Origin of the sequence: Variovorax glacialis, assembly GCF_051216375.1 — a bacterium.
Classification (GTDB): domain Bacteria; phylum Pseudomonadota; class Gammaproteobacteria; order Burkholderiales; family Burkholderiaceae_C; genus Variovorax.
Genome location: NZ_JBPJZT010000003.1, coordinates 175731 through 199884, shown reverse-complemented (window position 1 = coordinate 199884; position 24154 = coordinate 175731). Strand labels below are relative to the sequence as shown.

The following is a 24154-nucleotide window of genomic DNA, read 5'->3' as shown; positions in this document are numbered from 1 at the left end:
ACGGCGTTCACTTCGCCGAACATCAGCGCGTCGCGGATGTCATGCACGCTGCGGCGGTCGCGCAGCAGCTTGAAATACCAACTGCCGTCCACCGTGTCGCCGTACAGGCAGGCCCCGACGAGCTTGTCGTCCTTGATCACCAGCTTCTTGTAGACGCCGCCGAAGGGGTCGCTCATCACGATCTCTTCCGTGCCTTCGCCGCCCATGAATTCGCCGGCCGAGAACAGGTCGATGCCGGTGACCTTGAGCTTGGTCGAAGTCACCGAACCCATGTAGCGGCCGATGCCGAACTGCGCGAGATGGTTGGCCGCGACCTTCGCCTGCTCGAACAGCGGCGCGACCAGCCCGTAGGCGATGCCGCGATGGGCCGCGCATTCGCCGACCGAATAGATGCGCGCGTCGGTGACGGTCTGCATCGTGTCGTTCACCACGATGCCGCGATTCACGTGCAGGCGCATCTTCTCGGCCAGTTCCGTGTTGGGGCGGATGCCGACGGCCATCACGACCAGGTCGGCCGCGACTTCGGTGCCGTCCTTGAACTGGATTGCGGTGACGCGGCCTTCGGGACCGCCGATCAGCTCTTGCGTTTGCGCACCGATCCGGAACCGCAGCCCGCGTTCCTCCAGCGACTTCTGCAGCAGCTTGCCTGCGACATCGTCGAGCTGACGCTCCATCAGCCACGGATTGACGTGCACCACCGTCACGTTCATGCCACGCAGCATCAGCCCATTGGCCGCCTCGAGCCCCAGCAGGCCGCCACCGATGACCACCGCGTTCCTGTGCGTCCTGGCGGTCTCGATCATGCAGTCGGTGTCCGCGATATCGCGGTAGGCGATCACGCCCTCCAGGTCGTTGCCGGGGACGGGCAGCATGAAGGGGTTGGAGCCGGTGCACATCAGCAGCCGGTCGTACGCGGCTTCGGTGCCGTCTTCGGCACGAACGATGCGCCTGACGCGGTCGACCTCGACCACCTTCTTGCCGGCGTGCAGCGTGATGCGGTTCTCGTCGTACCACGCCCAGCTGTTGAGCACGATCTCGTCCACCGTCTGCTCGCCAGCGAGCACCGGCGACAGGAGGATGCGGTTGTAGTTCGGATGCGGCTCGGCGCCGAACACGGTGATGTCGTAGAGGTCAGGCTCGATCCTGAGCAACTCTTCGAGCGTGCGGACCCCGGCCATCCCGTTGCCGACCATCACGAGCTTCCGCTTGACGCGCATGTCCATCGCGATGCCCTCCGCCTCAGGCGGCGACTTTTTCCACGTGCGCCTGGCGCGTGTAGAGGAAGTCGATCACCGCCTTGCGGGCATGCACGTAGACCGGGTCTTCGGCGAGCTCGACGCGGTTGCGAGGACGCGGGATGTCGACGCTCAGCACTTCGCCGATCGTGGCGGCCGGGCCGTTGGTCAACATCACGATGCGGTCCGACAGCAGCACGGCCTCGTCCACGTCGTGCGTCACCATGACCACGGTGCTGTGCGTCTTCTGCACGATGGCGAGCAGCTCGTCCTGCAGCTTGGCGCGCGTCAACGCGTCGAGGGCGCCGAAGGGCTCGTCCATCAGCAGCACCTTGGGTTCCATCGACAGCGCGCGGGCGATGCCGACGCGCTGCTTCATGCCGCCCGAGATTTCGCCGGGACGCTTTTGCGCGGCGGCCGTGAGCCCGACCAGCGCGAGCGCCGCTTCGGTGCGCGCCTTGAGTTGGGCCTTGTTCTCGGTCGATGCGAACACGCGCTCGACGGCGAGGTAGACGTTCTCGTGGCAGGTCAGCCAGGGCAGCAGCGAATGGTTCTGGAACACCACTGCGCGCTCCGGGCCGGGGCCCTTGATCTCGCGGTTGGCGCAGAGCAGGGCGCCCTCGGTCGGCGTGGTGAGCCCGGCAATCAGGTTCAGCAGCGTCGACTTGCCGCAGCCCGAATGCCCGATGAGCGTGATGAACTCGCCCTTGGCCACGTTGAGGCTCACGTCGCGCAACGCGAGGAAGCTGCCCTTGGCCGTCTTGAAGCGCTGCTCGACACCCTGGATCTCGATGTACTTGTTGTCATCGTTCATGACTTGACCTCCTCGAACGTGAACGCGGTGGCGATCCTGATCAGCGCGAACTCGAGCACGAGCCCGACGATGCCGATGACGAAGATCGCGATGATGATGTTGGCGACGTTGAGGTTGTTCCACTCGTCCCACACCCAGAAGCCGATGCCCACGCCGCCCGTCAGCATCTCGGCCGCGACGATCACGAGCCAAGCGGTGCCGACGGCAAGGCGGACGCCGGTCAGCATGTAGGGCAGCACGGCAGGAAAGAGGATGCGAGTGAAGATCTTCCATTCACTGAGGTCCAGCACCCGGGCGACGTTCATGTAGTCGCTCGGCACCCGTTGCACGCCCACGGCGGTGTTGATGATCATCGGCCAGATCGAGCAGATGAAGATGGTCCAGATGGCCGCCGGATTGGCACCCTTGAACACCAGCAGGCCGATCGGCAGCCAGGCCAGCGGCGAGACCGGGCGCAGCAGGCTGATCAGCGGGTTGAACATGCGCGAGAGGAACTCGAAGCGTCCGATCGCGAAGCCGGCCGGAATGCCGACCGCGGCGGCCAGGCCGAAGCCGAGGCCCACGCGCTGCAGGGACGAGAGCACGTTCCAGCCCACACCCTGGTCGTTGGGGCCCTTGCTGTAGAACGGATCGCTGAACACCGTCAGTGCCTGGTGCCAGGTTGCGAGCGGCGAGGGAAACCCGGTGGTGCTCTTCATCGCCACCAGTTCCCAGATCAGGATCAGGAGGGCGAAGCCCAGTACGGGCGGCAGCACGCGCAGCCAGAGGGCGTTGAAGTCGCGCGGCAGGCGCAGCGCGGGTTCGGCAGGCTGCGCCGGCGCGGCGGACCTGGCTGCGACGACGGGTTTCGAGGGAGCCGGCATGGCCGGGCTGGCATCGAGGGGGGAATGGAAGACGGCGCTGACCATGGCGGGCTCCTCAGGCATGGACCTTGAACGAATCGGCGTACTGCTTCGGGTTCTTACCGTCCCAGACCACCCCGTCGAACAGCTTGCTGGTGCGCATCGTGTCCTTGGGCACCGCAGTCTTCGTGGCCGCGGCGGCCTGCTTGTAGATGTCGATGCGGTTGATCTGCGTCGCCACCTGCAGGTAGTCGGGATGCTCCTTCAGCAGGCCCCAGCGCTTGTGCTGCGTGAGGAACCACATGCCGTCCGACAGGTACGGGAAGCTGACCGCGCCGTCGTTGTAGAACTTCATGTAGTTGGGGTCGTCCCAGTTCTTGCCGAGGCCGTTGGTGTAGCGGCCCAGGATGCGCTGGTTGATGGCATCCACGCTGGTGTTGACGTAGCTCTTGTCCGCGATGGTCTCGGCCATCTTGTTCTTGTTCTGCAGGCCGGTGTCGATCCACTTGCCGGCTTCCAGGATGGCCGCGGTCACGGCGCGTGCCGTGTTCGGGTACTTCTTGACGAACTCGCCGGTGGTGCCGAGCACCTTTTCGGGATGGTCCTTCCAGATGTCCTGCGTGGTGACGGCGGTGATGCCGATGCCGTCCATGATCGCGCGCTGGCCCCACGGCTCGCCGACGCAGTAGCCATCCATGTTGCCGACGCGCATGTTCGCGACCATCTGCGGCGGCGGCACGGTGATGACCTTGGCGTCCTTCAGCGGATCGATGCCGTTGGCGGCCATCCAGTAGTAGAGCCACATCGCGTGCGTGCCCGTCGGGAAGGTCTGCGCGAAGGTGTACTCGGCCTTGTTGGCCGCCATCACCTTGGCGAGCGAGGCGCCGTCCACGGCGCCCTTGTCCGCGAGCTTCTTCGACAGCGTGATGGCCTGGCCGTTGTTGTTGAGGGTCATCAGCACGGCCATTTCCTTCTTCGGTCCGCCGATGCCGAGGTGCACGCCATAGACCAGGCCGTAGAGCACATGGGCGAAGTCGAGTTCGCCGTTGACGAGCTTGTCGCGAACGCCGGCCCAACTGGCTTCCTTGCTGGGAACGATCTTCACGCCGTACTTCTTGTCGATGCCGAGCACCGAGGCCATCACGACGCTGGCGCAATCGGTCAGTGGAATGAAGCCAATCCGGACTTCCTCCTTCTCGGGCTTGTCGGAGCCCTGCGCCCAGACGGCGGCGCGCATGGCGGGGTCGAGCCCGACGACGCCCGCCGCAGCGGCCTGCAGCACACGTCGGCGACTCAGTTTGGATGTCAGCGAATCGGTCATGGGGCGAACTCCGAGATGGAAAGACAAAAGTCGTAAGCGAAAAACAAAAAAGGCGTCCTCACCGCGCAGGGGCTGCTCGAGAACGAGCCCTTGCGGGTGGGGACGCCTTTGTCCGGTTCGGTGGGCAACACCCGTCGTTGGATGTCGCCTGCCTGGAGACCTTCGTTGGTCTATGCGGGAGTCAATGCAAGCTGTGTGCCAGCGGATTCAAGTACGCCGTTGCTACTAAAACGATAGCGAATGAAGCGCTCTGTTCTTGGGCTGGAGGCCGATGGAGCTGCCGGACAGCTGAAGCGCGATTGTTGTGCGGCGCACCATTGCGGGAAGTCTCCACGTTCAGGACGATGCGTCCCTGGGCAGGTATTCGGCCATGGCGAGCACCGATTCGGCGACGTCGATCAGACGGCGGTTCTGGTTCATCGCGGTCTGGCGCAGCATCTTGTGCGCCTCCTGTTCGCTGATCCGGCGGTGCGCCATCAGCAGCCCCTTCGCGCGTTCGACCAGCTTGCGCTCGTTCAGGGCGGCGCGCACGGTGTCGAGCTCGTCGCTCATTGCCTGCAGCCGATGCGATTGCTCCTGGACCATGTCGAGGATCGAACGCTCGAGCTGTCGGCCGTAGGGTGCGGCGCCGGCCAGCGGCGTTGCGTCCGGCGTCGGCGAGCCGTCGAAGAACGCGGCAGACGTTGCAACTGTCTGGTCGCTCATCTTCGCCAGCAAGGCCTGGTGGGCATCCAGTTCCGCGCGCGCCTGGGCCGTCTTCTGGTGGCAGATCGCGCGGAGGTTGTCGGCCAGTTGTTCCTCGATGACCCGCATGGCGTCGATGCGACGCGTGCAGCAGTCGAACCACGACTGGCTCAGTTCCCTGTCGAGCACCACACCCGCGGGTGCCGCGCAGGCGATGCGGCGAAGGCGCTCCAGTTCGGCAATTTGCGCCGTCGACTGGCTCGCGCGCCAGAGCTCGACAAGCGCTTCGCCCGAGAACTCGGTGAACACCTGGAAGCACCGCTCCTGGGATTCGATGAGGTGAAGCCACTGCTGCTGACGGGTCCTGTCGTTGAGGCCCGACGCGAACGCAGCGGCACCGCACGCGCGTTCCTGCCCCGCGAACTCCTTGCCCTGCATGAAATTGAAGAGCGCCACGAGCACGCGCGAGACTTCCGGATCGGTCGCGCCGTCGGCGGCTTCGAACACGACCGCGAGCAGCCCGGCAATCAGCTTGACGAAGGCCGCGGTCGATCCGGCCGCATCGATCTCCAGGGCGCCGATGCGACGACGCAGTTCCGGCAGGGCATCCAGGCCGGGCAACACCCAGGCGATGCGGCTGAAAAGACGCGCGCCGTTCCCGATGCGGGCGGTTTCAAGCTCCAGCTGTTCGAACCCGAGGCGCGCTGCTTCTTCCATCCGCATGCACTCGGCGATCTGTTCGTCGCGCTGCGCGACGAAGCGCTGGCCCTGCGAGGCGAGCAGCACGTTCGAGATGCCGCGCTCGCGCTGCAGGGCGTGGACCAGGCGGCTGATCGTCCCGACCAGCTGGCTGGTGCGGTCGAGTTGCTCCAACCCGTCGATTTCGCATCGCAGGGCTGCAATCAGGAAGCTCAGGCCGGATTTCATGTGCGAGGGGTATGCAGCAACATCCGTGCCCTCAAAGGGTGCGCCGCCTACACTCGCTGCATGTTTGTATTGGGAATCGAATCGTCCTGCGACGAAACCGGCGTGGCGCTCGTCGAATCCGGCGCGAGCGGCCTTCCTCGGCTGGCCGCGCACGCGCTGCACAGCCAGATCGCCATGCATCAGGCGTACGGCGGCGTGGTGCCCGAGCTGGCGAGCCGCGATCACATCCGGCGCGTTCTGCCGCTGGCCGAGGCTGTGTTCGACCAGGCCGGACAACGGCTGGCGGATGTGGATGTCGTGGCGTACACCCGCGGGCCGGGCCTTGCGGGCGCCTTGCTAGTCGGCGCCGGCGTGGCTTGTGCGCTGGGCGCTGCGCTGGGCAAGCCCGTGCTGGGCGTGCATCACCTGGAGGGCCATCTGCTTTCGCCCTTCCTGAGCGCGGACCCGCCGGAATTCCCGTTCGTCGCGTTGCTGGTGTCGGGCGGTCATACCCAGCTGATGCGGGTCGACGGGGTGGGCCGCTACGAACTGCTAGGCGAAACCATCGACGACGCGGCAGGGGAGGCCTTCGACAAGAGCGCGAAGCTGATGGGGCTGCCCTATCCGGGCGGGCCGTGGCTCGCGAAGCTGGCGGAAGAGGGCGACGCCGCGGCCTTCAAACTGCCCCGGCCCTTGCTGCACAGCGGCGATCTCGACTTCTCGTTCGCCGGCCTGAAGACGGCGGTGCTCACGCAGGCAAAGAAACTCGGCGGCGAGCTCGAGGCGCGCAAGGCCGATCTCGCAGCCTCGACCCAGGCCGCGATCGTGGAAGTCCTGCTGAAGAAGTCGCTGGGCGCCGTCGAACAGACGGGCCTGAAGCGGTTGGTGGTTGCCGGCGGCGTGGGGGCCAACCGGTCGCTGCGCGAGCAGTTGAACGTGGCCTGCGCGAAACGCGGCGTGCGCGTCCACTACCCGGAACTGCACCTGTGCACCGACAACGGCGCCATGATCGCCATGGCTGCGGCGATGCGGCTGCAGGCCGGCATGCAGTCGCCGACCGAGCGCTACGCCTTCGATGTCAAGCCGCGATGGCCGTTGGCGTCACTGACCGCAGAGGCGCCAGCGTCCGCCTGACGTCACGCCGGGTGCTCGAAGGCAGGGGGAGTACGTCGAGCATCTTTCGCCACAGCTGCGACCACTGGGGCCAGTCGTGCCCGCCCTCGGTGGTGAAGACGCGTCCTGCCGGCAATGCGTCCGCCAGCAGTTGGTGGTTGGACGCGAAGCGGTCGCTGAGGCCGAATCCCAGGTACAGGAGCGGCAGGTTCTCCGCATGCTTCGGCGAGGCGTACTGCTGGAGCCAGGGCCAGAGCTTTCGGTCCACCTCCTCGTCCGGTGGCGGTCCCTCGGGCGCCTTCCAGGCACGCAAGCCGCCGGCCTTGTGGATCTCGGCGCCGATGGGGCGCCGCCCGAGATAGGGCGCGAGGGCCACGATGCCGTCCACGGCACCGGGATTCGCGAGTTCGTGGATCAGGGCGCCGAACCCGCCGATCGAGATGCCCACGAGCCAGATCGTCTTGTAGCCCAGTGCTCGCTGGGGCTGGATCACGTCGTTGTGGAGCCGTTCGACGAAGGTCTGGTCGTAGTAGTAGGAGACGTCGGCATCGACGAGCAGGGCGTCGGCAGCGAGCTCGCGCTCCTTGACGGCGTTGATGAAACCTTCGCGCTCGAACTCCTCGGGCTTCAAAAAGGCCCCTGGCAGGAACACCAGGAGGCTGTCCGAACGGGCATCGTCGTCTGCAAACTTCAGGTGCGTTTTCATGTTGCTTCGTCGGGCGCTGCGCGTCTGCTGCCCCCGCAGTCGTTGCGCGCCTTCGCCAATTAAGAGGAAAGCATTGAAAAAAACGTCACAGAACGTGACGTAGTACGCACCTATTGTGGAGTAGAAACAAGTTGGGCCGGCAACAGAAAGTTACCGGCCCGTTCATTGCCGTCGGGAAAACCCGGACGGAACGCTTCAGTTGATCGCGAGCTGCGCGACGTTGCTGACTGGAACCAGCTTGCCCAGCTTCAGCGTCAGAACGCCGTTTTCGAGCTTGGCTTCGCTGGCGGCGACGTCGATGTCCTGGGGCAGTTCGTACGCAGCCTTGAACTGGCGCTTGGCTTCGGCCTTGCTCTCGATGCGGACGACGGCGCCTTCGATACCGATCGTGACGTCTTCACGCGACAGTCCCGGAACGTCGAGCGACAGGGTCCAGGCCTTTTCGTCCTGTTCGACGTTGAGCGAACGCTGCGCGCCGGAGAGCGCCTGGTTGACGAAGCGCTCCAGACTGCGGTCGTACGAACGCGGAACGAAGCGGGCGGTGCGAATGGCGGGTGCGAAAAACATGGTGAGAACTCCTGAGCGAACGATGGGGACAAGGAATGTGTGTCCCTTACACTGCGCGGCGTTTCAACAAGACAGTGCCGCATGCCACCTCAACTAGGAGCGGCCCCAGGGACTTTCAAGCGATGAACTCCAGCTTTATTTGCCGTCGCGCCGCCTTGAAATTCGGCGCGCTGGCACTAGGCGTATCGGCGCTTGGGCGGGCCCGGGCGCAGACTGCCCCGCCCATCAGGATCGCGATGGTCGAGGGCATGAGCGGGCCCTTCGCCAATACCGGCGAGGCGGTGTTCCGCAACATCCTTTGGGCGGTGGAGCGCGTGAACGCGCGGGGCGGCATCAAGCTTCCGGGCGGCGCACGTCAGCTCGAACTGGTGCGCTACGACAGCAAGAGCCAGAACGAAGAAGCCCTGTCGGCGTTGCGTGCAGCGATGGACGGCGGTGCGCGCATCGTGCTGCAAGGCAACTCGTCGGCCACCGCCGGCGCGCTGATCGACGCGATCGAGAAGAACAACGAGCGCGACCCGTCGAACCGGGTGCTGTTCCTCAACTATTCGGCTGTCGATCCGGTGCTCACCAACGAGCGTTGCAGCTTCTGGCACTTCCGCTTCGACGCCCATGCCGACATGCGCGTCACGGCGTTGATGGATGTCGTGAAGGACAACAAGGCACTCAAGCGGGTCTACCTGATCGGGCAGGACTACAGCTTCGGCCAGGCGGTGCTGCGCGAATCGCGCCGGCAACTCGGCGTGCTTCGCCCGGACGTGGAGATCGTCGGCGACGAACTGCACCCGGTCGGTCGCGTCAAGGATTTCGCGCCCTATGCGAGCAAGATCATCGCCAGCGGCGCGCAAGGCGTGATCACCGGCAACTGGGGCAACGACCTGACCCTGCTCGTGAAAGCGGCGCGCGAAGCCGGCTTCAACGGCACCTTCTACACCTTCTACGGCAATGCGCTAGGCGCGCCGGCGGCGCTCGGCGATGCCGGCATCGGGCGTGTGGTCGCAGTGGCCGACTGGCTGCCGAACGTGCAGACGCCGCAGTCAGAGGCCTTCTACAAGGCCTTCCGCGAGCGCTTCCCCAAGCCGTCCGACGACTACGTCCACATGCGCATGCAGCTGATGATCGAGGCGCTGGCGCAGGCGATCGAACGCGCAGGCACTGTCGACACGGTGGCCGTCGCGCGCGCGCTCGAAAAGGCCAACGTCACGCTCGCCGGCCAGAGCGGCCACATGCGTGCGGCCGACCACCAGTTCCAGCAGACGCTCGTGGTCGGTGTCATGGACAGGCAGGGCACGCCCGGCGTGAAATTCGACGTCGAAGGATCGGGCTACGGCTTTCGCGTCATCAAGACAATCCCGGCCAGCCGCGCCGAAATGCCAACCAGCTGCAAGATGCAGCGTCCCTGAAACTCATAGGAAAAAAGATCGATGCGCGAAGCCATCCACAACCTCGAAGCCTCGAAGATTCGCGAGGTCGCCAACGCCGGCATCGGACGCAGCGACGTCCTTGCCTTCTGGTTCGGCGAGAGCGACGAAGTCACGCCGGAGGTCATCCGCCAGGCAGCCATCGAGTCGCTGCAGCGCGGCGAGACTTTCTATTCCCACAACCTGGGCCTGCCCGAGTTGCGCGAAGCGGTCGCCGACTACATGAGCGGCCTGCACCCGAAGATCGAGTCGTCGCGCATTGCGATCACGTCCGGCGGCGTCAACGCGCTGATGCTGGCCGTGCAGGCGCTCGTCGATGCGGGCGACGAAGTCGTGGCCGTCACGCCGGTGTGGCCCAACCTGACCGCGCAGCCGGCCATCCTCGGCGCGCGCGTGCGCTGCGTGCCCCTGGTGCCCAAGGGCGGCCAATGGACCCTTGATCTCTCCGCACTTCGCGCCGCCGTGACGTCGTCGACCAAGTTGCTCATCGTCAATGCGCCGAACAACCCGACCGGCTGGACGCTGTCGAAGGAGGAGCAACAGGCCATCCTCGATCATTGCCGCGCAACGGGCACCTGGATCCTCGCCGACGAGGTCTACGAGCGCCTGTACTACGAGCCGACGCCCAACCGGTGCGCCCCCAGCTTCCTGGATGTCGCCACGCCGGATGACCGCTTGGTCGTCGCCCACAGTTTCTCCAAGAGCTTCCTGATGACCGGCTGGCGGCTCGGCTGGCTGGTCCTCCCGCCCGTGTTGATGGAGGGCATGGGCAAGCTGATCGAATTCAACACCTCATGCGCCAGCGTCTTCACCCAGCGCGCTGCCATCGCTGCCTTGGCGCACACCGAGGAGATCACCCCGAAGATCGTCGCGCACCTCAAGTCCTGCCGCGACACCTTGCTCCCCCTGCTGGCCGACATCCCCGGCGTCCAGGTCGCTCCCGCCCCCGGCGGCATGTATGCCTTCTTCAAGCTCGACGGCTTCGGCGACTCCCTGGAAGTCGCCAAACGCCTGGTCGTCGAGGCCGGCCTGGGCCTGGCCCCCGGCAACGCCTTCGCCCCCGAAGCCCAAGGCTGGCTCCGCTGGTGCTTCGCGTCAAAGGACAAGCAGCGCCTGGTAGAAGGCGTCAATCGCCTCAAGCGCTGGTTGACCGAGCAGCAAAAGTCGTGAAACACCAAGGATCCGGCTCCGCCGGTCCGAAGGTGTTGCCCCCGGAAGGGGGTAGGCGAAGCGACACGAAGTGCGCGCAGCCTGGGGGCGAGCTATAATCCCAAGGCTTTGCATGCCGCAAGGCGCACGGTGCGCGCAGTTCCAGCGCACACCGCAAGTCAAACATCCCGGAACAAGGAAAATCAAATGATCGCAGCCTCCATCAAGGCCGAAGTTGTCAAGGACAACGCCCGCGCCGCCAACGACACGGGCAGCCCCGAAGTGCAAGTCGCACTGCTCACCGCCCGCATCAACGAACTCACCCCGCACTTCAAGACGCACGCCAAGGACCACCACGGTCGTCGCGGCCTGCTTCGCATGGTGAGCCGCCGCCGCAAGCTGCTGGACTATCTCAAGTCCAAGGACGCCGACCGTTACACCGCGCTGATCGCCAAGCTGGGTCTGCGCAAGTAAGCCGAATCGCATGCAAGAACGCCTGGGTTAGTCCGCTAGCTCAGGCGTTTTTTACTTCGGAGCCGCCAAACAGAGCGAAGCTGTGTCATTCCAACGAGGTTCCCGCCGAGCTTCTCTGGAATGGCATCGTGTTCTGAAAAGCGCTCCGGCCCCGCGGGACCTGTGGTCACCACAGGTCGAGCCGCTATCAAAAATCAGGAGCTGACATGAGCCTCTTCAACAAAGTCACCAAGACCTTCCAGTGGGGCGACAAGACCGTCGTCCTGGAAACCGGCGAGATCGCACGACAGGCCAGCGGTGCCGTGATCGTGGACATCGAGGGCACCGTCGTCCTGGCGACAGTGGTCGCTTCCAAGTCCGCCAAGCCGGGCCAGGACTTCTTCCCGCTGACCGTCGACTACATCGAAAAGACCTACGCCGCAGGCAAGATCCCCGGCAGCTTCTTCAAGCGCGAAGCCAAGCCCAGCGAGCATGAAACGCTGACCAGCCGCCTGATCGACCGTCCGATCCGCCCGCTGTTCCCCGAAGGCTTCCTGAACGAAGTGCATGTGGTCATCCATACGCTGTCGCTCAACCCCGAAGTCGATGCTGACATCGCCGCGATGATCGGTACGAGCGCTGCCCTGTCCATCTCGGGCATTCCGTTCAGCGGACCGATCGGCGCCGCACGCGTGGGCTACATCAACGGCCAGTACGTGCTGAATCCCGGCCAGACGGCGCGCAAGGATTCGCAGATGGACCTCGTCGTGGCGGGCACCGAAGCCGCCGTGCTGATGGTCGAATCCGAAGCCCTCCAACTGAGCGAGGAAATCATGCTCGGCGGCGTGGTGTTCGGCCACGAGCAAGCCAACATCGCGATCAACGCAATCCACGAACTCGTGCGTGACGCCGGAAAGCCGGTGTGGGACTGGCAACCGCCGGCCGAAGACGAAGCCTTCGTCGCCAAGGTCAAGGGCCTGGCCGAGGAAAAGCTCCGTGCCGTCTACCAGATCCGCAGCAAGCAGGCTCGTACGCAAGCCCTGCGCGAAGCCAATGCCAGCGTGATGAACGCGCTGAAGGAAAGCGGCGAGCCCTTCGACGCGGGCAAGGTCAACGACCTGCTGTTCTCGATCGAGTCGAAGATCGTCCGTAGCCAGATCCTGTCGGGCGAGCCCCGCATCGACGGTCGCGACACGCGCACCGTGCGTCCGATCGAAATCCGCAACAGCGTGTTGCCGCGTACCCACGGCTCGGCGCTATTCACGCGCGGCGAAACTCAGGCGCTGGTGGTGACCACGCTCGGTACCGAGCGCGACGCGCAGCGCATCGACGCGCTGGCTGGCGAATACGAAGACCGCTTCCTGTTCCACTACAACATGCCTCCCTTCGCCACCGGCGAAGTCGGCCGCATGGGTTCGACCAAGCGCCGCGAAGTCGGCCACGGCCGTCTCGCCAAGCGCGCGCTCGTCGCCTGCCTGCCGAGCAAGGAAGAATTCCCGTACACGATCCGTGTGGTGTCGGAAATCACCGAGTCGAACGGCTCGTCGTCGATGGCTTCGGTCTGCGGCGGTTGCCTCTCGATGATGGACGCCGGCGTGCCGATGAAGGCGCACGTGGCGGGCATCGCCATGGGCCTGATCAAGGAAGACAACCGTTTCGCGGTGCTGACCGACATCCTGGGTGACGAAGATCACCTCGGCGACATGGACTTCAAGGTGGCCGGCACGACCAACGGCATCACCGCGCTGCAGATGGACATCAAGATCCAGGGCATCACCAAGGAAATCATGCAGGTCGCCCTGGCGCAAGCCAAGGAAGCGCGCATGCACATCCTCGGCAAGATGCAGGAAGCCATGGGCGAGGCCAAGGCCGAAGTCTCCAGCTTCGCGCCGCGCCTGTTCACGATGAAGATCAACCCCGAGAAGATCCGCGACGTGATCGGCAAGGGTGGCTCGGTGATCCGCGCGCTGACCGAAGAGACCGGCACGCAGATCAACATCGACGAAGACGGCACCATCACGATTGCGTCGACCGATCCGGCCAAGGCCGAAGAGGCCAAGAAGCGCATCGAGCAGATCACGGCCGAAGTGGAAATCGGCAAGGTTTACGAGGGCCCGGTCACCAAGATCCTCGATTTCGGCGCGCTCATCAACCTGCTGCCGGGCAAAGACGGCCTGCTGCACATCAGCCAGATCGCGCACGAGCGCGTCGAGAAGGTGAGCGACTACCTGAGCGAAGGCCAGATCGTGAAGGTCAAGGTGCTCGAGACCGACGAAAAGGGGCGTGTCAAGCTGTCCATGAAGGCGCTCTCCGAGCGTCCGGCGGGCATGGAATTCAATGAGCGTCCTCCGCGTGAAGACCGCGGCGACCGTGGCGATCGCCGTGAACGCTCGGACCGCGGTGACCGTGGCGATCGTCCGCCGCGTACCGAACGCGCGCCGCGCTTCGAAAATAACGAACGCAATGGCGAGCAGGCGGAACAGTTGGCCGAGCAAGCGCCCTTGCAAGAGTCGAACCGAGGCGACCACCAGGCTTGAAGTGGAGCGACGGCGGAGACGCCGTCGCGCTTGTAGTTCCAGCAATGCCCGCCTGACCGCGGGCATTGCAGCCAGAGAAGACCATGAAAGCCATTGAGATCACATCGTTTGGTGCCCCCGAGGTGCTGCGCATGGCGGAGCGTCCCGACCCCGTCGCGGGTGAAGGCGAACTGCTGATTCGCGTGGCCGCAAGCGGCGTGAACCGTCCCGACGTGCTCCAGCGAATGGGCAACTACCCCGTTCCGCCTGGCGCCTCGGACCTCCCCGGGCTCGAAGTGGCGGGCGAAATCGTGGGCGGCGACGCAAAGGCCTTGGCCGACGCCGGTTTCAAGATCGGAAACCAAGTTTGCGCGCTCGTCGCAGGCGGTGGTTATGCCGAACTGTGCGTGGCGCCTGTCGCGCAATGCCTGCCGGTCCCCAAGGGCTGGAGCGATGTCGAGGCGGCCACGCTGCCCGAGACTTTCTTCACCGTGTGGAGCAACGTGTTCGAGCGCGGTCGCCTGCAGAAGGGTGAAACCCTGCTGATCCAGGGCGGCTCCAGCGGCATCGGGGTCACGGCCATCCAGTTGGGCAAGGCGCTCGGCGCGACCGTGATCGTGACCGCGGGCAGCGACGACAAATGCGAAGCATGCAGGAGGCTGGGCGCCGATCACGCAATCAACTACAAGACCGCCGATTTCGTCGAGGAGGCCAAGCGCCTCACCGGCGGAAAGGGCGTTGACGTGGTGCTCGACATGGTGGCCGGTGCGTATGTCGCGCGCGAGATCGAATGCCTGGCCGAGGACGGACGGCTTGTAATCATCGCCGTGCAGGGCGGCATCAAGAGTGAAATCAACGCGGGACTGGTGCTGCGCAGGCGCCTCACCATCACCGGCTCGACGCTGCGTCCGCGGCCGATCGCCTTCAAGGGCGCGATTGCCAAGGCGTTGCGTGAGAAGGTGTGGCCGTTGCTGGAAAGCGGAGCAGTCAAACCGGTCATCCACAGCAGCTTTGCTGCAAAGGGTGACCCGAGCGGCGCCGCACAAGCCCACGTCCTGATGGAATCGAATCAGCACATCGGCAAGATCGTGCTGACCTGGTGAGCGAGACATTGATGATCAAGAAGAAGCTGATCGCCGGCAACTGGAAGATGAATGGAAGCCTCGCTGCGAACGAGGCGCTCGTGGAGGCCTTGTTGACGGGCATCGCAACGCCGGCTTGCGAAGTCGCGGTGTGCGTGCCGGCACCGTATTTGGCGCAGGTGCAGTCGTTGGTTTCCGGTACGGCGATCGAATTGGGTGCGCAGGACGTGTCGGCACAAGCGCAGGGCGCTTTTACGGGCGAGCAGTCGGCTGCGATGCTGAAGGAATTCGGCGTGCGCTATGCCATCGTGGGCCACTCGGAGCGGCGCCAGTATCACGGTGAGACCGACGAGGTTGTCGCTGCGAAGACGGCAGTTGCGCTGGGCAACGGGATCACGCCCATCGTCTGTGTCGGTGAAACGCTGGCGCAGCGCGAAGCGGGCCGGACCGAGGAAGTCGTCAAGCGCCAACTCGCGGCGGTGATCCACGTCAATGGCCACTGCATCAGCGAGATCGTCGTGGCCTACGAGCCTGTCTGGGCGATCGGGACCGGCAAGACTGCAACGCCCGAACAGGCGCAGGCGGTGCATGCGGTGTTGCGCGCGCAGCTGCATCACGCGGCGAGCGAGCATGCTGCAGGCATCCGGATTCTCTACGGCGGCAGCATGAACGCCGCGAACGCGGCAGAGTTGCTCGCGCAGGTCGATATCGACGGCGGATTGATTGGCGGCGCATCGCTCAAGGCCCCCGATTTTCTGCAAATCATTGCCGCGGCCCGCTGAGACAGCGCGCCGCCAACAAATTTAGGAGTTAGAACGAATGAACGTGGTCCTCAACATTCTCGTGGGTGTGCAGATGCTCACCGCACTCGCGATGATCGGTCTCATCCTGGTCCAACATGGCAAGGGTGCCGACATGGGTGCGGCCTTCGGCAGCGGCAGCGCCGGCAGCCTATTCGGCGCGAGCGGCAGCGCGAACTTCCTCTCGCGCACGACCGCGGTCCTCGCGGCAGTCTTCTTTGCATGCACGCTGTTGCTGGCCTACTTCGGTCACTCGCGCCCCGTGGGCGGCGGCAGCCTGCTCGAGCGCGCGGCCGTTGGTGCGCCCGCGCCGGCTTCGACGCCCGCAACAGAGATTCCGGCGGGAAGCGCGCCTGCCGCTCCTGCAACGAATGCACCGGCTTCGGCCCCATCCGCACCAGCTTCGGGCGCGGCACAGATTCCGGCCAAGTAAACCTTGTCGTGATCTCTGCAGTCGTCCAGTGAAAACGGCTGTATTTCAGGGTAAACTCTAAAGCTGTTCCGGAAAGCCAAAAGCCTTTTTGAGGTTCCTCATGCCATCCGGACAGCAAAAACCGCGGTCGTGGTGAAATTGGTAGACACGCTATCTTGAGGGGGTAGTGGCGAAAGCTGTGCGAGTTCGAGTCTCGCCGACCGCACCAAATCTCACCGACAGGAATCAAACGCTTCCTGTCGGTGGCAAGCGGTGATAGAACCCCCTGATGAACCTCGATTCCTACCTCCCCGTCCTGTTGTTCATCCTGGTCGGTGTCGGAGTCGGCGTCGCACCTCAGGTTCTGGGTTACATCCTCGGTCCCAACCGGCCCGACGCGCAAAAGAATTCCCCTTACGAATGCGGCTTCGAAGCCTTTGAAGACGCGCGCATGAAGTTCGACGTTCGGTACTACCTAGTCGCGATCCTCTTCATCCTCTTCGACCTCGAAATCGCCTTTCTCTTCCCGTGGGCCATTGCGCTCAAGGAAATCGGCCCTGTCGGCTTCTGGGCAATGATGATCTTTCTCGCCATCCTCGTCGTGGGCTTCGCCTACGAATGGAAAAAGGGCGCCCTCGACTGGGAATGACAAGGAATCCGAAAAATGGCCATTGAAGGCGTCATGAAGGAAGGCTTCGTCACCACGACGTACGACTCGGTGGTGAATTGGGCCAAGACGGGATCACTGTGGCCCATGACCTTTGGTCTGGCCTGCTGTGCCGTGGAGATGATGCATGCTGGCGCTGCGCGCTACGACATCGACCGCTTCGGCATGTTGTTCCGGCCCAGTCCGCGCCAGTCCGATCTGATGATCGTCGCCGGCACGCTCTGCAACAAGATGGCGCCGGCCCTGCGCAAGGTCTACGACCAGATGCCCGAGCCTCGCTGGGTCCTCTCGATGGGCTCGTGCGCCAACGGTGGTGGCTACTACCACTACAGTTACTCGGTCGTGCGAGGGTGCGATCGCATCGTGCCGGTCGACGTCTACGTGCCGGGCTGCCCGCCGACGGCGGAGGCTCTTCTCTATGGGGTGATCCAACTCCAGCAGAAGATTCGCCGTACCAACACGATCGCGCGCGCCTGAAGAGCAAGAGACGATGACTGACTTTGCCATTTCTCCCGAGGCGCTCCAAACACAGATCACCGAAACGCTTGGCACGAAGGCGAGGAGCGTCACGCTCGCGCTGGGCGAGGTAACGGTGGTGGTCGGTGCGGCCGATTACCTGGCGGCCGCCACTCTGCTGCGCGACGCGCCGGGGTGCCGGTTCGAGCAGTTGATCGACCTCTGCGGCATGGACTATTCCGGATACCGCGACGGCGAATGGGAAGGCGAGCGCTTCTGCATCGTCACCCATCTGCTTTCGGTGAGCCTCAATCAGCGCGTTCGCCTCAAGGTCTTCGTGCCGAACGAGGACCTGCCGGTCATCGATTCGCTCACTAGCGTCTGGAATGGCGCGGGCTGGTTCGAGCGCGAGGCCTTCGATCTCTACGGCATCGTGTTCGAAGGCCATGACGACCTTCGTCGCATCCTGACCGACTACGGCTTCATCGGGCATCCGTTCCGCAAGGACTTCCCCGTTTCCGGTCACGTCGAGATGCGCTACGACGCGGAACAGAAGCGCGTGATCTACCAGCCCGTCTCGATCGAGCCGCGCGAGATCACGCCGCGCGTGATCCGCGAAGACAACTACGGCGGACTCCACTGATGGCCGAAATCAAGAACTACACGCTGAACTTCGGACCCCAGCACCCGGCAGCACACGGCGTGCTGCGCCTCGTGCTGGAACTGGATGGCGAAGTCATCCAGCGCGCCGACCCGCACATCGGCCTGCTGCACCGTGCGACTGAAAAGCTCGCCGAATCGCGCACCTATATCCAGTCCTTGCCCTACATGGACCGGCTCGACTACGTGTCGATGATGAGCAACGAGCACGCGTACTGCCTCGCGATCGAGCGGCTCATGGGTCTCGAGGTGCCCATTCGCGCCCAGTACATCCGGGTGATGTTCGCCGAGATCACGCGCTTGCTGAACCACCTCTTGTGGCTCGGCGCGCACGGGCTCGACTGCGGTGCGATGAACATGCTCATCTACTGCTTCCGCGAGCGTGAAGACCTGTTCGACATGTATGAGGCAGTGTCGGGTGCGCGCATGCACGCCGCCTATTTCCGTCCTGGTGGTGTCTACCGCGACCTGCCCGATGTGATGCCGCAGTACAAGGCCAGCAAGATCAAGAACGCGAAGGCGATCGAGCGGCTCAATGAAAACCGACAGGGTTCGCTGCTAGATTTCGTCGACGACTTTTGCAAGCGCTTCCCGAAGATGGTCGACGAGTATGAAACGCTTCTCACCGACAACCGGATCTGGAAGCAGCGCACCGTCGGCATCGGCGTCGTTTCTCCGGAGCGCGCCCTGAACCTCGGCTTCACCGGCCCGATGCTGCGTGGCTCGGGCGTCGAATGGGACCTGCGCAAGAAGCAGCCGTACGACGTGTATGACCGCATGGACTTCGACGTGCCCGTGGGCAAGACCGGCGACTGCTACGACCGCTACCTGGTCCGGGTCGAGGAAATGCGCCAGGCCAACCGCATCATCCAGCAATGTTCCGCGTGGCTCCGTGCCAACCAGGGTCCGGTCATCACCGACAACCACAAGGTGGCTGCGCCAGCGCGCGAGTCGATGAAGGCCAACATGGAGGAGTTGATCCACCATTTCAAGCTCTTCACCGAAGGCTTCCACGTGCCCGAAGGCGAGGCCTACGCGGCCGTCGAACACCCCAAGGGTGAGTTCGGCATCTATCTGGTGAGCGACGGCGCCAACAAGCCCTATCGGCTGAAAATCCGCGCACCGGGCTTCCCACATCTGGCGGCGCTCGACGAAATGGCGCGCGGGCACATGATTGCCGATGCAGTGGCCGTGATCGGCACGATGGACATCGTCTTCGGCGAGATTGACAGGTAAGTAAACCCATGAATTCCGACACCACCCACAGCTCCCAGGCGCCACTGTCGCCTGCGACGCTGGAGCGTTTTGCGCGAGAGGTCGCCAAGTATCCGCCGGCAGGAAAGCAGTCGGCGGTCATGGCGTGCCTGGCATTCGTGCAGCAGGACGAGGGCTTCGTGAGCGAACAGCGCGAGCGCGAGATTGCCGCCTACCTGGGGATGGCACCGATCGCGGTGCATGAGGTCACGACCTTCTACAACATGTACAACCAGCGGCCGGTGGGCAAGTTCAAACTCAACGTCTGTACCAACCTGCCTTGCCAGTTGCGCGACGGTGCGGTGGCGCTCAAGCATCTTGAAAAGAAGCTTGGCATCGAGATGGGCGAGACCACGCCGGACGGCCTGTTCACGCTGCAGCAGAGCGAATGCCTCGGCGCCTGCGCCGATTCGCCTGTGATGCTGGTCAACGATCGCACCATGTGCAGCTTCATGAGCAATGAAAAGCTCGATCAGCTGATCGACGGCTTGAAGGGAGCGCAATGATGTCGCCCGAGCAAGTGCTTTCGCAGTTCCAGGCCACTGGCGTCCAGACCTGCTTTCACGACCGTCACATCGCGCCGCAGATCTATGCCGGCCTCGACGGTACCAACTGGCGGCTCGCCGACTACGAGGCGCGCGGCGGCTACCAGGCCCTGCGCAAGATCCTGAGCGAGGGGCTGACGCCCGATCAGGTGATCGCCGAAGTCAAGTCTTCGGGCCTGCGTGGCCGCGGCGGCGCGGGTTTTCCGACTGGCCTCAAGTGGAGCTTCATGCCCCGTCAGTTCCCGGGTCAGAAGTATCTCGTCTGCAATTCCGATGAAGGCGAGCCGGGCACGTGCAAGGACCGCGACATCCTGCATTACAACCCGCACATCGTGATCGAGGGCATGGCCATCGCAGCCTACGCGATGGGCATCAGCGTAGGCTACAACTACATCCACGGCGAGATCTTCCAGACCTACGATCGCTTCGAGGAAGCACTGGAAGAGGCGCGTGCGGCCGGCTACCTGGGTGACGGCATCCTGGGCAGTACCTACAACTTCCAACTGCATGCGGCGCACGGTTTCGGCGCCTACATCTGCGGCGAGGAAACTGCGTTGCTCGAATCGCTGGAAGGCAAGAAGGGGCAACCTCGCTTCAAGCCGCCATTTCCGGCGAGCTTCGGCCTCTACGGCAAGCCCACGACGATCAACAACACCGAAACCTTTGCGGCAGTGCCTTGGATCATCGTCAACGGTGGCCCGGCCTACCTCGAGTGCGGCAAGCCGAACAACGGCGGCACCAAGATCTTTTCGGTCAGCGGCGATGTCGAACTGCCCGGAAACTACGAAGTGCCCATGGGCACACCTTTCTCGAAGCTGCTCGAACTTGCTGGCGGCGTGCGCAAGGGGCGACAGCTCAAGGCAGTGATTCCTGGCGGTTCGTCCGCTCCGGTGCTGCCGGCCTCCATCATGATGGAGTGCACGATGGACTACGACTCCATCGCGAAGGCAGGGTCGATGCTGGGTTCCGGCGCCGTGATCGTCATGGACGACAGCCGCTCGATGGTCGAATCGCTCAAGCGCCTCTCGTACTTCTACATGCATGAATCGTGCGGCCAGTGCACGCCGTGCCGCGAGGGCACGGGCTGGCTGTGGCGCGTGGTGGATCGCATCCACAACGGCCAGGGCAAGGCCACTGACATGGACCTTCTGAATTCCGTCGCCGACAACATCCAGGGCCGCACCATCTGCGCGCTGGGCGATGCCGCCGCGATGCCTGTGCGGGCCATGATCAAACATTTCCGCCACGAGTTCGAGGCACTGATCCCGGGCTACGTCCCGAAGGCGCCGGTCAAGGCCTGAGCGCAAGAAGAACACATATGGTTGAAATCGAACTGGACGGCAAGAAGGTCGACATCGTCGAAGGCAGCATGATCATGCATGCGGCCGACAAGGCGGGCACCTACATTCCGCATTTCTGCTATCACAAGAAGCTCAGCATCGCGGCCAACTGCCGCATGTGCCTTGTCGATGTGGAGAAGGCGCCGAAGCCGATGCCTGCCTGCGCTACACCGGTCACGCAGGGCATGATCGTCCGCACCAAGAGCGACAAGGCGATCAAGGCCCAGCAGTCGGTGATGGAGTTCCTGCTGATCAACCATCCGCTCGACTGCCCGATCTGCGACCAGGGTGGCGAATGCCAGTTGCAGGATCTGGCCGTGGGCTACGGTGGTTCTTCTTCGCGCTACGAGGAAGAAAAGCGCGTGGTCTTCCACAAGGACGTCGGCCCGCTCATCAGCATGGAAGAGATGAGCCGCTGCATCCATTGCACGCGCTGCGTCCGCTTCGGCCAGGAAGTGGCCGGCGTGATGGAGCTCGGGATGTCGAACCGCGGCGAGCACTCCGAGATCGAGACCTTCCTCGGCGACTCGGTCGACTCCGAACTGTCGGGCAACATGATCGATATCTGCCCGGTCGGCGCGCTCACGAGCAAGCCCTTCCGCTACAGCGCCCGGACGTGGGAACTGTCGCGTCGCAAGTCGGTCAGTCCGCACGACTCGACGGGTGCCAACCTCATCGTGCAGGTCAAGAACAACCGCGTGATGCGCGTCGTGCCGCTCGAAAACGAAGATGTGAACGAGTGCTGGATCGCCGACCGCGACCGCTTCTCCTACGAGGCATTGAACGGCCCTGAGCGCCTGACCCAGCCGATGCTGAAGCAGGGCGGTCACTGGCAGGCGGTCGATTGGCAAACCGCGCTCGAATACGTGGCCAACGGCCTGAAGCAGATCAAGGCCGACCACGGCGCGCAAAGCATCGGCACGCTGGTCAGCCCGCACAGCACGCTTGAAGAGTTGCACCTGGCAAACCTGCTCACGCACGGCCTTGGCAGCAACAACATCGACTATCGCCTGCGCAATGCCGAATTTGGCGCATTCGAAGGGGTCCGCTGGTTGGGCACCCCGATCGCTTCGCTGTCGCAGTTGCAACGCGCGTTCGTGATCGGTTCCAACCTGCGCAAGGACCATCCGCTGTTCGCGCAGCGCATTCGTCAGTCGATCCGCAAGGGAGGCGTGCTGAGTGCACTGACTTCCCCGGACCTGCTCGCCGATGCGGATGCCTGGGCGATGCCTGTGGCGAACGCTGTCCTGGCGCCTGCTCAGGAATGGGTTGCAGCGCTGGTCGACATCGCGGCCGCCGTCGCTGAAAGCACCGGGGCCACGGCGCCCGTGACGACGAACGAAGCTGCAAGCGACGCAGCAAAGGCGCTCGCAGCTTCGCTGCTCGGCGGCGAACGCAAGGCCATCCTGCTCGGAAACGCCGCTGCACATCATGGCGAAGCCAGCACCTTGCTGGCACTGGCGAACTGGATCGGCGCACAGACGGGCGCCAGCGTCGGCTACCTGACCGAAGCGGCCAACACAGTCGGCGCGCAAGTTGTCGGCGCCTTGCCGAAGGCGGGCGGCCTGAATGCGGGCCAGATGCTGGCTGGCGGACTCAAGGCTGCGTTGCTGCTCAACACCGAGCCCGTGTTCGACTCGGCGGCGGGTGCGGCCGCAGTGGAGGGCCTTGCCCACGCGCAGATGGTCGTGACGCTGAGCCCGTTCAAGTCCAACCTCGAATTCAGCGATGTGCTGCTGCCCATCGCGCCATTCACCGAGACGCCCGGGACCTTCATCAACGCCGAAGGTCGCGCGCAAAGCTTCCACGCAGTCGTGAAGCCGCTGGGCGAAGCGCGTCCGGCCTGGAAGGTCCTGCGTGTGCTGGCCAATCTGCTCGGCCTTTCGGGCTTCGCATTCGAATCGACGGCGGATGTGCTGGCCGATGTCGGCTCGCCCGGAGAAGTATTGGCCGACAGGCTGAACAACACGACCACCGCGTCGATCCAGACGGGCAACGGCGCAGTTGCATCGCCTGTCGTTGCAAGCATCTACCAACTCGACGGCATCGTTCGCCGCGCGCCGTCCCTGCAGCTCACGACCGATGCGCGGATGGCTCAGGCCGCCGCAGCACAGGAGGTGCTCGCATGATCGACGCGCTGCATGGCTTCGGCCTGGGCCTGGTCTCTGCCGGCTGGTGGACCGGCCTGGCGTGGCCTGTGATCTGGACGCTGATCAAGATCGTCGTCGTGGTGCTGCCCTTGATGGGCGCCGTGGCCTACCTCACGCTGTGGGAACGCAAGGCCATCGGATTCACGCAGATTCGTATCGGCCCCAACCGCATCGGGCCGCTGGGTCTCCTGCAGCCGATCGCCGACGCGCTCAAGCTGCTGACCAAGGAAATCATCCTGCCGACGGTCGCCAACAAGGGCTTGTTCCTGTTGGGACCCATCATGACCATCATGCCGGCGCTGGCAGCCTGGGCGGTCATTCCTTTCGGACCCGAAGTCGCGCTGGCCAACATCAATGCCGGCCTGCTGTTCGTGATGGCCATCACCTCGCTCGAGGTCTACGGCGTGATCATCGCGGGCTGGGCGTCGAATTCCAAGTACGCCTTCCTCGGCGCGTTGCGCGCTTCGGCCCAGATGGTCAGCTACGAAATCGCGATGGGCTTCTGCTTCGTCGTGGTGCTGATGGTGTCGGCCAGCCTCAACATGACCGACATCGTGATGGGGCAGGGCAAGGGTCACTTCGCCTCGATGGGGATCGGCTTCCTTTCGTGGAACTGGCTGTCGCTGCTGCCGATCTTCGTCGTCTACTTCATCTCGGGTCTGGCTGAAACCAATCGCCATCCGTTCGATGTGGTGGAAGGCGAATCCGAAATCGTCGCCGGTCACATGATCGAGTACTCGGGCATGAGCTTCGCGATGTTCTTCCTTGCCGAGTACGCCAACATGTGGCTCGTCTCGATCCTGTGCGCGGTGCTCTTCCTCGGCGGCTGGCTGCCTCCGTTCGACTTCCTGGCATTCATTCCAGGATGGATCTGGCTGGGTATCAAGACCTTCGTCGTGGTGACGATGTTCCTCTGGGTTCGTTCGACCTTCCCACGCTTCCGCTACGACCAGATCATGCGGCTTGGCTGGAAGATCTTCATTCCTGTCACGCTCGTGTGGCTGGTAGTGGTCGGCGCCTGGATGCAGACCCCCTTCAACATCTGGAAATAACTGGAACTG

The 24154-nt window shown here is 64.0% G+C and carries 22 protein-coding genes, 1 tRNA gene and 1 pseudogene; 17 read left to right on the top strand and 7 right to left on the bottom strand.

Annotated features, from left to right (window positions below):
• Nucleotides 1-5 precede the first annotated feature (5 nt).
• The 5 genes and pseudogenes from ACSFBL_RS09540 to ACSFBL_RS09520 all read right to left on the bottom strand — a co-directional run.
• Nucleotides 6-1217 (bottom strand): annotated as a pseudogene (locus ACSFBL_RS09540) (NAD(P)/FAD-dependent oxidoreductase); the annotation flags it as partial.
• 22 nt (nucleotides 1218-1239) lie between these two features.
• Nucleotides 1240-2049, bottom strand: coding sequence for an ABC transporter ATP-binding protein (locus ACSFBL_RS09535; protein ID WP_435515532.1), 810 nt, complete (start codon nucleotides 2047-2049; stop codon nucleotides 1240-1242).
• Nucleotides 2046-2957, bottom strand: coding sequence for a nitrate ABC transporter permease (gene ntrB / locus ACSFBL_RS09530; RefSeq protein WP_435515531.1), 912 nt, complete (start codon nucleotides 2955-2957; stop codon nucleotides 2046-2048). Before ntrB ends, ACSFBL_RS09535 begins: the two co-directional genes overlap by 4 nt.
• Before the next feature lie 10 nt (nucleotides 2958-2967).
• Entirely contained in the window at nucleotides 2968-4212 is a 1245-nt protein-coding gene (locus tag ACSFBL_RS09525; protein ID WP_435515530.1) for a CmpA/NrtA family ABC transporter substrate-binding protein, read from the bottom strand.
• Nucleotides 4213-4548: 336 nt separating this feature from the next.
• Nucleotides 4549-5823, bottom strand: coding sequence for a nitrate- and nitrite sensing domain-containing protein (locus ACSFBL_RS09520; RefSeq protein ID WP_435515529.1), 1275 nt, complete (start codon nucleotides 5821-5823; stop codon nucleotides 4549-4551).
• A gap of 60 nt (nucleotides 5824-5883) precedes the next feature.
• Between ACSFBL_RS09520 and tsaD the strand changes: the two genes are divergently transcribed.
• Nucleotides 5884-6936 (top strand): tRNA (adenosine(37)-N6)-threonylcarbamoyltransferase complex transferase subunit TsaD, encoded by a 1053-nt coding sequence (gene tsaD / locus ACSFBL_RS09515; protein ID WP_435515528.1) that lies wholly within the window; start codon nucleotides 5884-5886, stop codon nucleotides 6934-6936.
• Here tsaD and ACSFBL_RS09510 read toward each other — a convergent pair.
• Nucleotides 6881-7621, bottom strand: a complete 741-nt coding sequence (locus tag ACSFBL_RS09510) for an alpha/beta hydrolase (protein WP_435515527.1) — start codon at nucleotides 7619-7621, stop codon at nucleotides 6881-6883. The genes tsaD and ACSFBL_RS09510 overlap by 56 nt on opposite strands.
• 195 nt (nucleotides 7622-7816) lie before the next feature.
• Nucleotides 7817-8188, bottom strand: coding sequence for an Hsp20/alpha crystallin family protein (locus tag ACSFBL_RS09505; protein WP_435515526.1), 372 nt, complete (start codon nucleotides 8186-8188; stop codon nucleotides 7817-7819).
• Nucleotides 8189-8310: 122 nt separating this feature from the next.
• Here ACSFBL_RS09505 and ACSFBL_RS09500 point away from each other — a divergent pair, with 122 nt between their 5' ends.
• The 16 genes from ACSFBL_RS09500 to nuoH all read left to right on the top strand — a co-directional run bounded on the left by ACSFBL_RS09500 (nucleotide 8311) and on the right by nuoH (nucleotide 24145).
• Complete coding sequence (locus ACSFBL_RS09500) at nucleotides 8311-9591, top strand: branched-chain amino acid ABC transporter substrate-binding protein (protein ID WP_435515525.1); 1281 nt, start codon at nucleotides 8311-8313, stop codon at nucleotides 9589-9591.
• A gap of 21 nt (nucleotides 9592-9612) precedes the next feature.
• Nucleotides 9613-10779, top strand: a complete 1167-nt coding sequence (locus tag ACSFBL_RS09495; RefSeq protein ID WP_435515524.1) for a pyridoxal phosphate-dependent aminotransferase — start codon at nucleotides 9613-9615, stop codon at nucleotides 10777-10779.
• Between the two features lie 186 nt (nucleotides 10780-10965).
• A complete protein-coding gene (gene rpsO, locus ACSFBL_RS09490; protein ID WP_007837783.1) occupies nucleotides 10966-11232 on the top strand; it encodes a 30S ribosomal protein S15 in 267 nt (88 codons plus the stop codon).
• A gap of 206 nt (nucleotides 11233-11438) precedes the next feature.
• A complete protein-coding gene (gene pnp, locus ACSFBL_RS09485; protein ID WP_435515523.1) occupies nucleotides 11439-13748 on the top strand; it encodes a polyribonucleotide nucleotidyltransferase in 2310 nt (769 codons plus the stop codon).
• An 83-nt stretch (nucleotides 13749-13831) separates the two neighbouring features.
• Nucleotides 13832-14830 carry an NAD(P)H-quinone oxidoreductase gene (locus ACSFBL_RS09480; protein WP_435515522.1) on the top strand — a complete coding sequence of 333 codons (999 nt, stop codon included), beginning with the start codon at nucleotides 13832-13834 and terminating at the stop codon, nucleotides 14828-14830.
• An 11-nt stretch (nucleotides 14831-14841) separates the two neighbouring features.
• Complete coding sequence (tpiA, locus tag ACSFBL_RS09475) at nucleotides 14842-15591, top strand: triose-phosphate isomerase (protein ID WP_435515521.1); 750 nt, start codon at nucleotides 14842-14844, stop codon at nucleotides 15589-15591.
• A gap of 37 nt (nucleotides 15592-15628) precedes the next feature.
• Nucleotides 15629-16042 carry a preprotein translocase subunit SecG gene (gene secG, locus ACSFBL_RS09470; RefSeq protein WP_435515520.1) on the top strand — a complete coding sequence of 138 codons (414 nt, stop codon included), beginning with the start codon at nucleotides 15629-15631 and terminating at the stop codon, nucleotides 16040-16042.
• 123 nt (nucleotides 16043-16165) lie between these two features.
• Nucleotides 16166-16250 (top strand) — tRNA-Leu (locus ACSFBL_RS09465).
• Between the two features lie 60 nt (nucleotides 16251-16310).
• Nucleotides 16311-16670, top strand: coding sequence for an NADH-quinone oxidoreductase subunit A (locus tag ACSFBL_RS09460; protein ID WP_435515519.1), 360 nt, complete (start codon nucleotides 16311-16313; stop codon nucleotides 16668-16670).
• A gap of 15 nt (nucleotides 16671-16685) precedes the next feature.
• The gene (locus ACSFBL_RS09455; RefSeq protein ID WP_012748606.1) at nucleotides 16686-17165 is read left to right on the top strand and encodes a NuoB/complex I 20 kDa subunit family protein; all 480 of its coding nucleotides are present in this window, start codon (nucleotides 16686-16688) and stop codon (nucleotides 17163-17165) included.
• A 13-nt stretch (nucleotides 17166-17178) separates the two neighbouring features.
• The gene (locus ACSFBL_RS09450) at nucleotides 17179-17787 is read left to right on the top strand and encodes an NADH-quinone oxidoreductase subunit C (protein ID WP_435515518.1); all 609 of its coding nucleotides are present in this window, start codon (nucleotides 17179-17181) and stop codon (nucleotides 17785-17787) included.
• Nucleotides 17787-19040, top strand: coding sequence for an NADH-quinone oxidoreductase subunit D (locus ACSFBL_RS09445; RefSeq protein ID WP_435515517.1), 1254 nt, complete (start codon nucleotides 17787-17789; stop codon nucleotides 19038-19040). The genes ACSFBL_RS09450 and ACSFBL_RS09445 overlap by 1 nt, the downstream gene beginning before the upstream one ends.
• An 8-nt stretch (nucleotides 19041-19048) precedes the next feature.
• Nucleotides 19049-19564 (top strand): NADH-quinone oxidoreductase subunit NuoE family protein, encoded by a 516-nt coding sequence (locus ACSFBL_RS09440; RefSeq protein ID WP_435515516.1) that lies wholly within the window; start codon nucleotides 19049-19051, stop codon nucleotides 19562-19564.
• Nucleotides 19564-20904, top strand: a complete 1341-nt coding sequence (gene nuoF / locus ACSFBL_RS09435) for an NADH-quinone oxidoreductase subunit NuoF (RefSeq protein ID WP_435515515.1) — start codon at nucleotides 19564-19566, stop codon at nucleotides 20902-20904. The genes ACSFBL_RS09440 and nuoF overlap by 1 nt, the downstream gene beginning before the upstream one ends.
• Before the next feature lie 17 nt (nucleotides 20905-20921).
• Complete coding sequence (nuoG, locus tag ACSFBL_RS09430) at nucleotides 20922-23072, top strand: NADH-quinone oxidoreductase subunit NuoG (RefSeq protein WP_435515514.1); 2151 nt, start codon at nucleotides 20922-20924, stop codon at nucleotides 23070-23072.
• Nucleotides 23069-24145, top strand: coding sequence for an NADH-quinone oxidoreductase subunit NuoH (gene nuoH, locus ACSFBL_RS09425; protein ID WP_435515513.1), 1077 nt, complete (start codon nucleotides 23069-23071; stop codon nucleotides 24143-24145). The genes nuoG and nuoH overlap by 4 nt, the downstream gene beginning before the upstream one ends.
• Nucleotides 24146-24154: the final 9 nt, after the last annotated feature.